The sequence below is a fragment of the Bradyrhizobium sp. 157 genome, assembly GCF_023073815.1.
Classification (GTDB): Bacteria; Pseudomonadota; Alphaproteobacteria; order Rhizobiales; family Xanthobacteraceae; genus Bradyrhizobium.
The window spans coordinates 1-12968 of record NZ_JADPKF010000106.1; the positions used below are offsets into that span (position 1 = coordinate 1).

The window sequence follows — 12968 nt, forward strand, 5'->3', positions numbered from 1 at the left end:
CCAAGGTACTGCGCGAGTCCGGCATCGAGGTGCGGATTGTCGACCCCAAACGGGTCCGCAGCTTCGCGCAGTCGGCCGGACGCCTGGCCAAGAACGATGAAGGCCTACTATGGCCGCCTGATTGCCAACGGAAAGAAGCCGAAGGTTGCGATCATTGCCTGCATGCGCAAGCTGATCGTCATTCTCAACACGATGGTCGCACGACGACAGAAGTGGGATCCCAGCCGCTACGCGCTCAACTCAGCGAGCGCCTGACCGCTCGGTCCCCGACCGAGCGCATGCCCAGCCAACAGACCGGCGAGCGGACGGGGTCAAGGCCGTCAGCCGCCGCAGGCGGTGGCGCGCGCCGCGCCAGCCTTGAGGCCGGCCGATCAACGGTCTACTTCGACACAGTTGCTCTGTTCTCATTGGGGGGCGAAAGATAAGGGCAAAGCTCGGGCGGAATGCGCCGCGAGATCGTGAAAGCATGTCAGTAATTGGATGTGTGCCAATCCCTCCCCGTCATTGCGAGCGAAGCGAAGCAATCCATTGCGCCGCATATGCGGAGAGATGGATTGCTTCGTCGCTTGCGCTCCTCGCAATGACGTTGCGGAGACAGCGGTGATCACGCCGAGAAGCCGCAGCGTACTGGATGCCCCGCCTGCGCGGGGCATGACACGTGGGGATGAGGTGAGGGCGTACCACGCGAGGAAGCGTAGCCGCCCTCATTCTTCTCTTTCACGCCGCGCGTTGGCCGCTGCCGGCGTCGAGCCCGGCGTACACTCCGCGCTCAAACCCGGCAAAGGCCTCCAGGCATTTTGCGTCGGCGAACGGCAACAGCTGCATCAGGATCACACCGCTGACGTCGCGCGTCGGGTCGATCCAGAAGTAGGTGTTGGCGAGGCCGGCCCAGGCCAGGCTGCCGGCGCTGCGCCCCTCGGCCGTCTGGGCGGTGGTGATGAGGAACGAGAGTCCCCACTTCTTGACGATGTCGGGATAGAGATCGACGTCGTTGGTGTAGATCGGCGCCACCGTCACCATCTTGCCCATCGTGAGATCGCCAATCTGGTTCTGGCTCATCAGCGCGACCGTCTCGGGCTTCAGCACCTGGTTGCCGTTGCCGCGGCCCTTGTTGAGGATCATCTGGGTGAACTTGATGTAGTCGGCCGCGGTGCCGTAAAGGCCGCCGCCGCCCATGTGAAATTCCGGCTCCTGTTCGAGCTCGAACGGGATTGGCGCCAGCGTGCCGTCCTCGCCGCGGGCATGCATGCCGACCAGCCGCTGGCGCATGGAATCGGTGATCTTGAAAGCGGTGTCGTTCATGCCGAGCGGCGTAAACATGTTATCGCGCAAATAAGCGTCGAGCCGGGTGCCGGTCACGGCCTCCACCGCCTTGCCGACGAAGTCGATATTGGTGCCGTATTCCCAGCGCGTGCCGGGCTCGGACATGATCGGCGTCTTCAGCGCGGCGTTCTGGCAGGTGGTGATCGCCGGGGTGCCGGTCTTCTCCAGATATTGCGCGCAGTCGCCGTTCCACATGTTGTAGGCGAAGCCCGCGGTGTGGGTCATCAGATGGCGCAGCGTGATCGGCTTGGTGGCGGGACGCAGCTTCGGCTCGCCATTGGCGTCGAAACCTTCCAGCACCTGTGGCGAAGCGAGATCGGGCAGCACGTTTCCGATCGGCTCGTCGAGCGAGAGCTTGCCTTGCTCCACGAGCTGCATGCCGGCCGCGGTCGTAATCGCCTTGGTCATCGAGGCGATCCAGAACACGCTGTCGGCGGTCATGTCATCGTCCTTGGAAAGGTCGCGCTTGCCGAACGCGCCCTGATAAATCACCTCGCTGCCGGTCGCCGCCATCGCGACGACGCCGGGAACTTCCTTCGCCTCGCATTTCTGCCGCAGAATCTGGTCGATCTCAGCCTTGCTTTGCATGGGTCTCCTCCCGCTTTGATTTTTATGGAAGTGGAACGATCTTCCTCCCGGCCGCGTGATCCCGCAAGCGCTCGGCGAGCGCCGCCGCTGATGTCGCGATCTCGTGATGGGCAAGGATGGGCAGCGGGTGCGCATGGCAGCGGCACCAAACTGCAACACCTCGCCACAATCCGCGATGGATGAGGGCTCGGCGGGTGACCGGATTGGGCAGCCACGATAACGTGATTCCGCGGCGATTCCCGGCGCCGATTTTCTGCAGTAAAGCGTTCAGATTCCAGCACAAACGATGCTGGTTGCAGCATTGATTTGATGAAAATCGTTGTAATTTCGAATTGCGAGGCGCGATGATCTCGACCTGGAGTGAATGGAAGCGGTATCCCCGTCCCGGACGAGGCGAGAACATCGAGGCGCCGATCACGCCCGGGCTCTACGAGGTCCGCTATGCCGGCACCGGCGCGCTGCACTCGTTCGAGGCGGTCGACAACGTCGCCCAGGCGCTGGCGCAGCTTGCGGTCGGCTCCAAATCCTGGTTCGGCCGCCGCGACACGGCCAAGCTGCCCGACCTCGAATACCGCACCTGCGCGACCTCCTCGAAGGCCGACGCCAAGGCCGCCGCGCAGCGCATGATCGGCCGTCGCGAAACCTATATGAGCGGCGCGGCGTGAGTCCGTTCCGTCATTCCGGGATGGTCCGAAGGACCAGACCCGGAATCTCGAGATTCCGGGCTCGGTCCTTCGGACCGCCTAGGAATGACGAACGACTGGCCTCCCTCAACATTCCTTGAAGCAGACCCGCGTCTCCGGCCGGTGCATAGCCGCTGATATCGGCCTATACTCGGGCCAATCCTTCAAGAAAATCCGAGGAGTAACGCCATGAACCCGCCCGTCGCCGCTCGCGCCCAATCCTCCCAGCCCTCACTGCATGACCGCCTGAAAGATCCCTCGCTGCTGCGCGACCGCTGCTACATCGACGGCGCCTGGGTCGGCACGCCGTCGCGCCCGGTCACCAATCCGGTCAATGGCGTGGAGCTTGCAAAAGTCCCGGCGTTCAGCACAGCCGAAGCAACGCAAGCCGTCGAAGCCGCCGAACGCGCCTTCCCCGCCTGGGCCAGGCTCACCGCCAAACAGCGCTCAAACATCTTGCGCAAATGGTACGAGCTGATCGCGGCGAACCGCGAGGATCTCGCGCTGATCCTCACGTCGGAACAAGGCAAGCCGCTGGCCGAAGCGCTCGGCGAAGTCGATATCGGCGGCGCCTATGTCGAATTTTTCGCCGAGGAAGCCCGCCGCGTCTACGGCGAAACCATTCCGACCCAGCGGCCCGATGCGCGGCTCCTCGCGATCAAGCAGCCGATCGGCGTCTGCGGCGCCATCACGCCCTGGAATTTCCCGTGCTCGATGATCACGCGAAAAGTCTCGCCGGCGCTCGCCGCCGGCTGCACCGTGGTGCTCAAGCCCGCCAATGAAACGCCGCTGACCGCGCTGGCGCTGGTCGCGCTTGCCGAAAAGGCCGGCGTGCCCAAAGGCGTGTTCAACATCCTCACCGGCAATTCGTCCGCGATCGGCAAGGTGCTGTGCGAGCATCCTGCCGTGCGCTTTATCGGCTTCACCGGCTCGACCGAAGTCGGAAAGATCCTCTATCAGCAGGCCGCCGTCGGCGTGAAGAAGCTCGGCCTCGAGCTCGGCGGCAACGCGCCGTTCGTGGTGTTCGATGATGCCGATATCGATGCTGCCGTCGAGGGCGCGATGATCTCGAAGTACCGCAACATGGGCCAGACCTGCGTCTGCGCCAACCGCATCTACGCCCAGGACAAGATCTACGACGCGTTCGTCGAGAAACTGTCGAAGAAAGTCGCGGCGATGAAGATCGGTGACGGCACCGAACAGGGCGTGACACAGGGCCCGCTGATCAACATGGACGCGGTACTCAAGGTCGAGAAGCATATCGAGAATGCGGTGCAGGGCGGTGCGAAGATCGTCACCGGCGGAAAGCGCCACGCGCTCGGCGGCAGCTTCTTCGAGCCGACGGTGCTCTCGAACGTGAAGCCGGATGCGCTCGTTGCGCACGAGGAAACGTTCGGCCCGCTGGCGCCGGTATTCCGCTTCAAGGATGAAGCCGACGTGATCGCGATGTGCAACGCCTCGCCGTTCGGCCTCGCCTCCTACTTCTATTCCCGCGATCTCGGCCGCGTCTGGCGCGTCGCCGAAGCGCTGGAGTCAGGCATGGTCGGCGTCAACACCGGCCTGATCACCACGGAAGTGGCGCCGTTCGGCGGCGTCAAGGAGTCAGGCTTGGGGCGCGAAGGCTCGCATCACGGCATGGAAGAATATGTCGAGATCAAATATGTGATGATGGCAGGGGTGTAGCTCCGGGCTTGCTACCTTCGCAACACCGCGATCGTGCGATTGGCGAAGGAAAGCCGCTCCGCCATGACCGAGACGAAATAGGTCAACAGCTTCTGGCCGAGCTCGGGGGCGTCGGCCTTGATCGCCTCGAACTGGTGCTTGTTCAGCACGTACAGCACGCTGGCGATCTCGGCCTGGATCGTCGCGCTGCGCGGCGCGTGCGAGACGAGGCCCATCTCGCCGATCGTGGTGTAGCGGCCGAGGCTGCGCACCCGCGTGATGCGTCCGTCATCTGCCGGCACCATGATGCCGACGCGTCCGTCGAGGATGAAATGCATAGAATCGGCGGCATCGCCGGCGCGCACGATGATCTCGGCGGTGTCGACCTCTATGCGCTGGCAGCGGCGGATCAGCTCATCCGCGTCGTCCTCGCTGTCGAGTATCTCGGTGAACCAGTCGCGCAGATTGGCCGCTTCCTGCGCGAGTCCCTGATGCTGCATGATGATCTCGTTCTCGCACCATTCCAGCGCATGGTCGAGTTCGTCGATCGTGGTGACGCCATCGGTGATGAAGTCGCTCGAGCGCAGCACCTTCGCTGTGCTAGCGGACAGATGCACCAGCACCAGATGGACGCCGAGATCATGCGCGCTGCGTTTGATCTGGGCAAAACTGTGCGCTGCCGACGAATCGATGCCGGTGACGAGCTTGAAGTCGAACAGTAGATACCGGCACTCCGGCTGCTCCTGCAGCAGCGCCTTGACATGCTGATAGAGCCGGTTGGCGGAACCGAAGAACAGGTAGCTCTGCAGGTTCAGCCCCTGGATCTTGCCGCCATGGGCCAGTAGCACTTCCTGGTCGTCGCGCGAACGATCCAGCGAGCTGCGATATTCCGATCCGTCAAAGATGAACTTGATCGCCTCGATCCGTGCCGCGCTGAAAGCAAAGGTCGCGCAGCCGATAATGATCCCGATCAGAATGCCCGGCACGAAGCCCCACTGGACGATGATAACGATGATCACCAGCAGCGACGCGTATTCGGTCCTGGTCAGGCGCTTGCGCGACTCGATAATCCATTTGTGCAGTTGGTCCGCACCCAGATAGAGCAGGAGCCCGCCAAGCACGAATTTTGGCATGTAGCCGAGCAGTTCGGGCGCAATCGCCAGCATCAGCAGCGAGACGGCCGCGGCCGTCAGGCCGGACAGCCGGCCCCTGCCGCCGCTGCTGAAATTCAGGATGGTGCGGCTTACCGAGATGCAGCCGGCATAGCCAGCCAGCGCCCCGGCCAGGATATTGGCAAAGCCGGTGACATTGAGTTCGCGTTCCAGATTGGCTTCGCGATGCGCCGCGATCTCAATGCCGGTGGTGTTGAACAGCGTGCTGGCCGCCGCAACGAAGACCACTGCAATCAGATTGCCGAGCAGGTCCGGCATCGCGGTCCAGGGATAGTGGGCAAGTGCGTCCGCATGCCAAGGCAGCATGAACGCCGAAGGCGGCGGAGGCCCAAAGGAGCCGGTCGCGCGGGCCTGTTCCGGCGAGATGCCGATGATCCAGAAGGCCAGATGCGCCACGATCACGCCGCCGATCAGGATGATCGGCAGGCCGAACGGGCCGCGCGAACGGTGCCATGTCAAATATAGCACCAGCGCCATCGCGCAGGCTGCGGCCAGTTCCGATATTGTGACGATATTGGCGAACTGAGGTAGCGAGCTGAATTTCATCGGATGATCGGTGATCACGCGGATCGCACCCAGCACGATCAGAAGCCCGGTCGCGCCCAGGAAACCGCCGACGACGGGATAGGGCACGTAGCGGATAGCACGGCCCATCCGGGTCAGGCCGAGGCCGCACAGCACCATGCCGGTGACGATGGTCGAGAGGCCGAGCGTGATCAGAACAGGCGTGAGCAGCGGCGCCGACGGATCGGCTGCGATGATGCGCTCGACCAGCGATGCGGCCAGAATTCCAGTCACTGCCGCGGTGGAGCTGTCGGGGCCGGCGACCGCAAATGACAGAGAGCTGCCAAGCGCGATGGTGGTCGCAATCACGGCCGAGCTGATGAAGGTTGCCGCGATACCATAGGACATGTACGGCGACAGCGGCCCCGCAAAGATCAGCAACGCGTAGGACAGGCCGAATGTAATGCCGAGGACGCTCGCCGCGCTCCCACCAAGAACATCATTGACAGCCCGCCTTGCCCGCGGGCCGAAATAGATGGATCGACTAATCACGCGAAAAAAAGCCCCAAACTTCAGCACGTTAGTCGTGGACGAGGGCGGCGTGGGACGACAACAACAATTTTATGACAACCGGGCTCTCAAAGAAGGCACATGGCTGCGCGGCGTCAGTCGGTTCCCACCTCGCCGCCGAACGCGCCATGCCGGCCCACGCCGGCGGCGAAACGCGTTGCGCCCGACAGCGTTTCGCCCGAGGCGATTACCTCGAGTCCGCCGCGCATTTCGTTGGCGATCGCTTCCTCCTCCGAAAGATCCCATTGCCGCAGCGCCGACAGCCGATCGGCGCGCAGGCATTTTTGCGGGAAGGCCGCGATGTCGCTGGCGAGCGCGATCGCCTGTGCGCGGGCTTCGCCCTTCGGCACGACGCGATTGGCGAGCCCCATGCGCAGCGCTTCCTGCGCGCCGACCGGTCGTCCGGTGAGAATCAAGTCGATCGCCTGCGAATGGCCGATCAGCCGCGGCAGCCGGATGGTGCCGAGATCGATCAAGGGTACGCCGAAACGTCGGCAGAAGATGCCGAAGGTCGCGTCTTCCGCGACCACGCGCATGTCCGCCCATAGCGCGAGCTCCATCCCGCCGGCCACCGCAAAGCCTTCCACCGCGGCAATCACCGGCTTCGACAGCCGCAGCCGGCTCGGCCCCATCGGCGCGATCGAATCGTGGCCGCCGAGCTCGCGCGTCTTGTTCGGATCGCCCGCCGCCACCGCCTTCAGATCGGCGCCAGCGCAGAAATAGCCGCCGGTGCCGGTGAATACCGCAACCGACGCACTCTCGTCGGCATCGAAAGCAAGAAACGCATCGTAGAGCTTCCGCGCGGTCGCGCCATCGACGGCGTTGCGGCAATGCGGACGGTTGATGGAAACGATGGTCACGGGACCATCGCGTTCGACGATCACGGAATCGACTTCGGTCATGGGGCGCTCCCTGGATATTATTTCCTGGAAGCTTGGCATTAGACGTGAGGATGACGCAATCCCAACGCCTTCATTGCGAGCGAACCGAAACGTGCGGCGGGATGGATGACGCGGTTAGATATTCAACTCTTCCCCCGTCACGCGCCGGTACGCTTCGAGATAGCGCTTGCTGGTCTCCTCCACCACGCTGTCCGGCAGCGGAGGCGGCGGGGCGTCGCCGTTCCAGCGGCCGGCGCGGCGCTCGGCGTCGAGATAGTCGCGCAGCGGCTGCTTGTCGAAGGAGGGCTGCGGCCGGCCGGGCTTGTAGACGTCGGCCGCCCAGAACCGCGACGAGTCCGGCGTCATCACCTCATCGATCAAGATGATGCGGTCGTCGGCCGCGCGACCGAACTCGAATTTGGTGTCGGCGATGATGATGCCCTGATGGCGGGCGATCCGCTCGCCGAAATTGTAGACCGTGCGCGCCATGCGCTCGAGTTTTTCGGCGACGTCGCCGCCGACGATCTCGCGCATGCGCGCGACCGTGATGTTCTCGTCATGGCCGGTCTCGGCCTTGGTTGCCGGACTGAAGATCGGCGGCTCGAGCTTTCCGCTTTCGAGCAGGCCTTCCGCCAGCTCCTCGCCCGCAAGCGTGCCGGAGGCCGCATACTCCTTCCAGGCGGAGCCGGAGATATAGCCGCGGATCACGCATTCGACCGGAAACACGGTGGTGCGCCGGCACAGCATCGCGCGGCCCAAAATGTCGGCACGATGATTCTTCAACGCGGGCACCTTGCGGATGATCTCGTCGGCGTCGGCGCTTATCATGTGATGCGGCACCACGCCTTCGAGCTGGCGGAACCACCACGCGCTGATCTGCGTCAGCACCGCGCCCTTCATCGGGATGGTTTCCGCCATCACCACGTCAAAGGCGCTGATTCGGTCGGTGGTGAGCAGCAGCACGCAGTCGCTGCCGACGGCGTAGATATCGCGCACCTTGCCGCGGCCGATCCGGGGCAGGGGCAAATCGCTGGCGAGCATTGCGTTCATCTGATCAGGCTTTCGAACAGGCCCGCGCGTTGGCGCGCGGGGCACGAATAAAAGAAAGCGGAGCAATAGCTCACTCCGGCAGCGGAATGAACTCATGTTCCTGCGGAACGGCGGCAAACCGTCCTGTTTTCCAATCCTGTTTGGCCTGCTCGATCCGCTCCTTGCTGGAGGAAACGAAATTCCACCAGATATGCCGCGGGCCTTCCAGCGCGTCGCCGCCGAGAAACATCATCCGCACCGGCGTGACCGCCTTCACCGTGATGCGGTCGCCGGGCCGAAAGATCAGGAGCCGCGGTCCTTCGTAGCGTTCATTCGCGATCTCGACCTCGCCGTCGACGAGGTAGATCGCGCGCTCTTCATGGTCGGGGTCGAGCGGCACGCTGGTCCCGGCCTGCGCCGTCACTTCGGTATAGAACCAGGGCGAGACCATGCTGACCGGCGATGTCACGCCAAAGCCGTGGCCCGCGATGATGCGTGCGGTAAATCCGCTCTCCCTCACCGTCGGCAGCGCTTCGGCCGCGTAATGCTGGAACGACGGCGCGATCTCTTCCGATCCCGCCGGCAGCGCGATCCAGCTTTGCAGGCCCAGCATCTTCTGGCCGTCGCGGCGCTGCACGTCGGGCGTGCGCTCGGAATGCGCGATGCCGCGGCCTGCCGTCATCAGGTTCATCGCGCCGGGCTGGATCTCCTGGATGTTGCCCTCGCTGTCGCGGTGCATGATCGAGCCGTCGAACAGGTAGGTGACGGTGGCAAGCCCGATATGCGGATGCGGGCGGACGTCCATGCCCTTGCCCGCCATGAACTGCACGGGGCCAAAATGATCGAAGAAGATGAAGGGCCCGACCATCTGCCGCTTGCCATGCGGCAGCGCGCGCCGCACCGCAAATCCGTCGCCGAGATCGCGGGTGCGCGGCACGATGATGAGATCGAGCGCGTCGCAGCTTTTGGCATCGCCGAGCACGGGATCGTTGGAGGGTTGCCAGCTCATGGGGACTCCTTCGGGTTTGCGGCGATTATAGCAGGAATTGCGGCGCGGCCTATCCACGTCATTGCGAGCCAACGGGTCGCGCGAATGCGCGCCCGATGACAGGCCCGCGAAACAATCCATAGCGCCGCTTGCCGAGAGATGGATTGCTTCGTCGCTGTCGCTCCTCGCAATGTCGACAGTAAGCGCGTAGATTGGGAAGGCAGAGACAGGAAGCCAATGATCCCTCCGCTCAAACCCGGCGCAAAATTGCTGAAGGTCGACGGTCCCATCATCGAGACCGCGCGCCTGGTCCTGCGGCCATGGCGCAGCGATGACATTGCCGCGAATACGGCGATGCTGTCCGATCCCGACACCGCGCGTTTCATCAGCCCGACGGCAAGGCGATCACCACCGAGGTCGGCGGATGGCGCAACGCCGCCGTGATCTCAGGGCATTGGGCGCTGCACGGCTTCGGCATGTTCGCAGTCGAGGAAAAATCTAGCCGCCGCTATATTGGCCGCGTGGGACCGTGGTGCCCACCGGGGTGGCCGGGGTTTTGAGGTCGGCTGGGGTATTGGCCGGGAATACCGCGGCAGGGGCTACGCAGTAGAAGCCGCGCGGGCGTCGATCGACTGGGTCCTTCGCGACCTTCGAGATCGAGGAGATCATTCATTGCATCGAATCCATCAATGCACCGTCGCAAGCGGTCGCGCGGCGATTGGGAGCGAGGAGGGATGGCGAAGTTGATCTATCCGGCAAGACCAATGAACGCTGGGTGACGTCGCGCGTTCGGTGGAACGCGTTAATCGGCAGAAATTGAATCGCGGAACGATTCACACTAGATTGACCGCGCGGGATGACCCGCGCGAACGGACCATCCGATGCTGCTTTCCACCTTCGACATCGCCTTGCGCGGCGCCACCGTGGCGCTGCTCTTGGTCTTGGCAGCATCACTGTTTCACGGTTTCGGAACGGTGCTCGCCGGACGGCTCGCTGCGGCATTTGCAGTAGGGTCGGCGGCGCATGCCGTGATCTCTTCGATCGGTGTCACATCGAAGGTGCCTCCGGCGCTTGCGCCCGTGATCGCGCTGTCGACCGGCAATGCCGTGGTGTTCTGGCTGTTCACGCGCGCGCTGTTCGAGGAGACGTTCAAACTGCGCTGGTGGCACGCGTTGACCTGGGCAGCGATCGCGGCTTTCAGTTTCGTCAATTGCATATGGCTGGCGCCCGCATCCGGCGTGCGGCTTTCCATCATCGCCGTCAATCTGCTCGCGCTCGGCTTCATCGTGCTGGCCGTAGTGCAGACCATCGCGTCCTGGCCTGCTGATCTGGTCGAGGGCCGGCGCCGCATCCGCGTCTTCATTGTCAGCGTGGCGGCACTGTACGGCGGGCTGAATGCGGTGCTGCAGATATCGCTCTCTGGCAGCGGCGCCGCGGAGATTGCCAACACGCTGAATTCGGCGCTGCTCGCCGCCGTGGTCGCGGCAATCGCGATTGCGTTGATGCGTTTCGATGGCGCCGATCTATTCCCGGCCGCAGCAGTCGTCCGGACCGACCCAATCGAGGCGGCAGCCGCCGTCGAAGCCAGCGCCGCCGATCAAAAACTCATCGATGCACTGATGCGGCTGATGGCCGACGAGCGCAACTATCGCCACGACAACATCACCATCGGCACGCTCGCAGCCAAACTCGCCATTCCCGAATACCGGCTGCGGCGGCTGATCAACCAGCGGCTCGGCTACCGCAATTTCAATGTCTTCCTCAACGAGCACCGGATCGCCGAAGCCAAGGCGGCGCTGGCCGACCCGAGCCAGGCCGAAGTCCCCGTGATTACCATCGCGATGGATGCCGGCTTCCAATCGCTTGGGCCCTTCAACCGCGCCTTCAAGGCTATCACCGGCGTCACGCCGACCGAATACCGCCGGCTCAAGGCGACCGCGGCCTAGCTTGTATCGTCTTGCTATTGCTGTCTAATTTTGGAATCGGCGAGGCGCGTTGAGTATTCGACCAGCGCGCATTCCAAATCCGGCGAGCGGCCATGAGCCGCTTCGTGAACATCCCCGGCACGCGCTGATGCGTCATGCCGGAGGCCTCCGTGACCAGACGAAATCTCATCCTCATCCTCGCCGCCACCACGGCGCTCAGCGCGCTCGCGCTCTCGGCCGCCCACGCCCGCGACGTGCCGAAGGTCGTGACCGGCTTCGTCGCCAGCGTGCTCTGCACCGAGACCTTCGTCTCCGGCCTCGATCCGGCACGGGTGTTTGCCGAGACCTCGTCCGCGATGCCGGGCGCCGGCCTGATCGCCTGGGCGCTCGACTATCGTGTCGATCGTGCGCGTAAGGACGTTACCGTGACGCTGTTCGGCCAGGGCCGGAGCCACGCCGTCTATCGCGGCGAAGGGCTCGGCTGTTATCTCGATCATGGTGGTCCCGTGGCGGCGATTGTGTTGCCGCAGTCGGAGGCCAGGCCGGCATTGCTGCCTGACATCGCCGGTCTGCCGGTCGTGGTGCCGCAGACGCCGCAGCTCGCCGCGGCACTCGACCGCGCCTTCGCCGAGTCGGACAGATCGACGCCGCGCAACACCCGCGCCGTGGTGATCCTGAAGGACGGGCGCATCATTGCCGAACGCTATGCCGAGGCCATCGGCATCGACACGCCGCTGCTTGGCTTCTCCGCCACCAAGTCGGTCATCTCGGCGCTGGCCGGCATCCTCGTGCGCAAGGGCGCGCTGAAGCTTCATGAGCCGGTGCCGATCGCGGCATGGCAACAGCCTGATGATGCAAGGCGCGCCATCACGCTCGATCATCTGCTGCGGCACACCGCGGGGCTAAAGCTCGGCAGTTCGCTGCAGGCGTCACTGGCGTCCGCGCTCGAGCCGGTCAACCGCATGAAGTTCATGGAGCCTGACATGGCCGCCTATGCAGTGAGCATGCCGATGGCGTCGGCGCCGGGCGCAGCTTGGAACTACCATGACGGCAACACCGTCATCCTCGCGCATCTGATCCGCCAGGCCACCGGCGGCAGCGCGGCTCATATGATGGCCTTCGCGCGGCAGGAAGTGTTCGAGCCGCTCGGCATGCACAATGTGACGCTCGAATTCGACGCGTCGGGCAATGCGGAAGGATCGAGCCACTTGCTCGCCAGCGCCCGCGACTGGGCGCGCTTCGGCCAACTCTATCTCAACGATGGCGTTGCCGGTGGAAAGCGCATCCTCCCCGAAGGCTGGGCGAACTATACGGCGACGCCGACGCCGAACGGCTGGATCGGCCAGGGCGCCGGCTTCTGGACCAATCACGGCGACAGTTTTGGCGCTACCTACCGCACCGAGCGCGGCTGGCCGCGCGATGCGTTCTACGCGAAGGGCACGCTCGGACAATATGTGATCGTCGTGCCCTCCCAACGGCTGGTGATCGTCCGGCTCGGGCGCTCGCCGAACTGGCCGCCCGAAGCCGACGGCGTGTTCGAGCTCGTGCGCGACGTGGTCGCGGCAACCGACAGCAAGGGAAGGCTGGCAGGCGCGAATTGAACTGCGCGGCAAATCTCCTTCTCCCCTTGTGGGAGAAGGTGG

11 protein-coding genes and 1 pseudogene are annotated in these 12968 nt (G+C 64.1%); 7 read left to right on the forward strand and 5 right to left on the reverse strand.

Annotated elements, in window-relative coordinates; genetic code table 11:
* Window positions 1–99: 99 nt before the first annotated feature.
* Window positions 100–255 (forward strand): annotated as a pseudogene (locus IVA95_RS33315) (IS110 family transposase); the annotation flags it as partial.
* 462 nt (window positions 256–717) lie between these two features.
* On the opposite strand, the gene IVA95_RS33320 reads toward IVA95_RS33315, so the two are convergent.
* Window positions 718–1911, reverse strand: a complete 1194-nt coding sequence (locus IVA95_RS33320) for a serine hydrolase domain-containing protein (RefSeq protein WP_247514359.1) — start codon at window positions 1909–1911, stop codon at window positions 718–720.
* A gap of 344 nt (window positions 1912–2255) precedes the next feature.
* Between IVA95_RS33320 and IVA95_RS33325 the strand changes: the two genes are divergently transcribed.
* Together IVA95_RS33325 and IVA95_RS33330 are read left to right on the forward strand one after the other, a co-directional pair.
* The gene (locus IVA95_RS33325) at window positions 2256–2576 is read left to right on the forward strand and encodes a hypothetical protein (protein WP_065726288.1); all 321 of its coding nucleotides are present in this window, start codon (window positions 2256–2258) and stop codon (window positions 2574–2576) included.
* A gap of 207 nt (window positions 2577–2783) precedes the next feature.
* Window positions 2784–4277: an NAD-dependent succinate-semialdehyde dehydrogenase gene (locus tag IVA95_RS33330; protein ID WP_247514360.1), complete on the forward strand. Its 1494-nt coding sequence runs from the start codon at window positions 2784–2786 to the stop codon at window positions 4275–4277.
* A gap of 11 nt (window positions 4278–4288) precedes the next feature.
* On the opposite strand, the gene IVA95_RS33335 is transcribed toward IVA95_RS33330, so the two are convergent.
* The 4 genes from IVA95_RS33335 to IVA95_RS33350 all read right to left on the reverse strand — a co-directional run bounded on the left by IVA95_RS33335 (window position 4289) and on the right by IVA95_RS33350 (window position 9421).
* The gene (locus IVA95_RS33335) at window positions 4289–6481 is read right to left on the reverse strand and encodes a SulP family inorganic anion transporter (protein ID WP_247514387.1); all 2193 of its coding nucleotides are present in this window, start codon (window positions 6479–6481) and stop codon (window positions 4289–4291) included.
* A gap of 116 nt (window positions 6482–6597) precedes the next feature.
* On the reverse strand, window positions 6598–7404 hold the full coding sequence (locus IVA95_RS33340; protein ID WP_247514361.1) for a crotonase/enoyl-CoA hydratase family protein: 807 nt from the start codon (window positions 7402–7404) through the stop codon (window positions 6598–6600).
* 114 nt (window positions 7405–7518) lie between these two features.
* Window positions 7519–8433, reverse strand: coding sequence for a phosphoribosylaminoimidazolesuccinocarboxamide synthase (locus IVA95_RS33345; protein WP_247514362.1), 915 nt, complete (start codon window positions 8431–8433; stop codon window positions 7519–7521).
* A 70-nt stretch (window positions 8434–8503) separates the two neighbouring features.
* The gene (locus tag IVA95_RS33350) at window positions 8504–9421 is read right to left on the reverse strand and encodes a pirin family protein (RefSeq protein WP_247514363.1); all 918 of its coding nucleotides are present in this window, start codon (window positions 9419–9421) and stop codon (window positions 8504–8506) included.
* Window positions 9422–9637: 216 nt separating this feature from the next.
* Here IVA95_RS33350 and IVA95_RS33355 point away from each other — a divergent pair, with 216 nt between their 5' ends.
* The 4 genes from IVA95_RS33355 (at window position 9638) to IVA95_RS33370 (ending at window position 12926) form a co-directional block, all read left to right on the forward strand.
* Window positions 9638–9844: a GNAT family N-acetyltransferase gene (locus tag IVA95_RS33355; protein WP_247514364.1), complete on the forward strand. Its 207-nt coding sequence runs from the start codon at window positions 9638–9640 to the stop codon at window positions 9842–9844.
* A 69-nt stretch (window positions 9845–9913) separates the two neighbouring features.
* Window positions 9914–10147 carry a GNAT family N-acetyltransferase gene (locus IVA95_RS33360; protein WP_247514365.1) on the forward strand — a complete coding sequence of 78 codons (234 nt, stop codon included), beginning with the start codon at window positions 9914–9916 and terminating at the stop codon, window positions 10145–10147.
* A 134-nt stretch (window positions 10148–10281) separates the two neighbouring features.
* Complete coding sequence (locus tag IVA95_RS33365; RefSeq protein WP_247514366.1) at window positions 10282–11346, forward strand: helix-turn-helix domain-containing protein; 1065 nt, start codon at window positions 10282–10284, stop codon at window positions 11344–11346.
* 149 nt (window positions 11347–11495) lie between these two features.
* Window positions 11496–12926: a serine hydrolase gene (locus IVA95_RS33370; RefSeq protein ID WP_247514367.1), complete on the forward strand. Its 1431-nt coding sequence runs from the start codon at window positions 11496–11498 to the stop codon at window positions 12924–12926.
* Window positions 12927–12968: the final 42 nt, after the last annotated feature.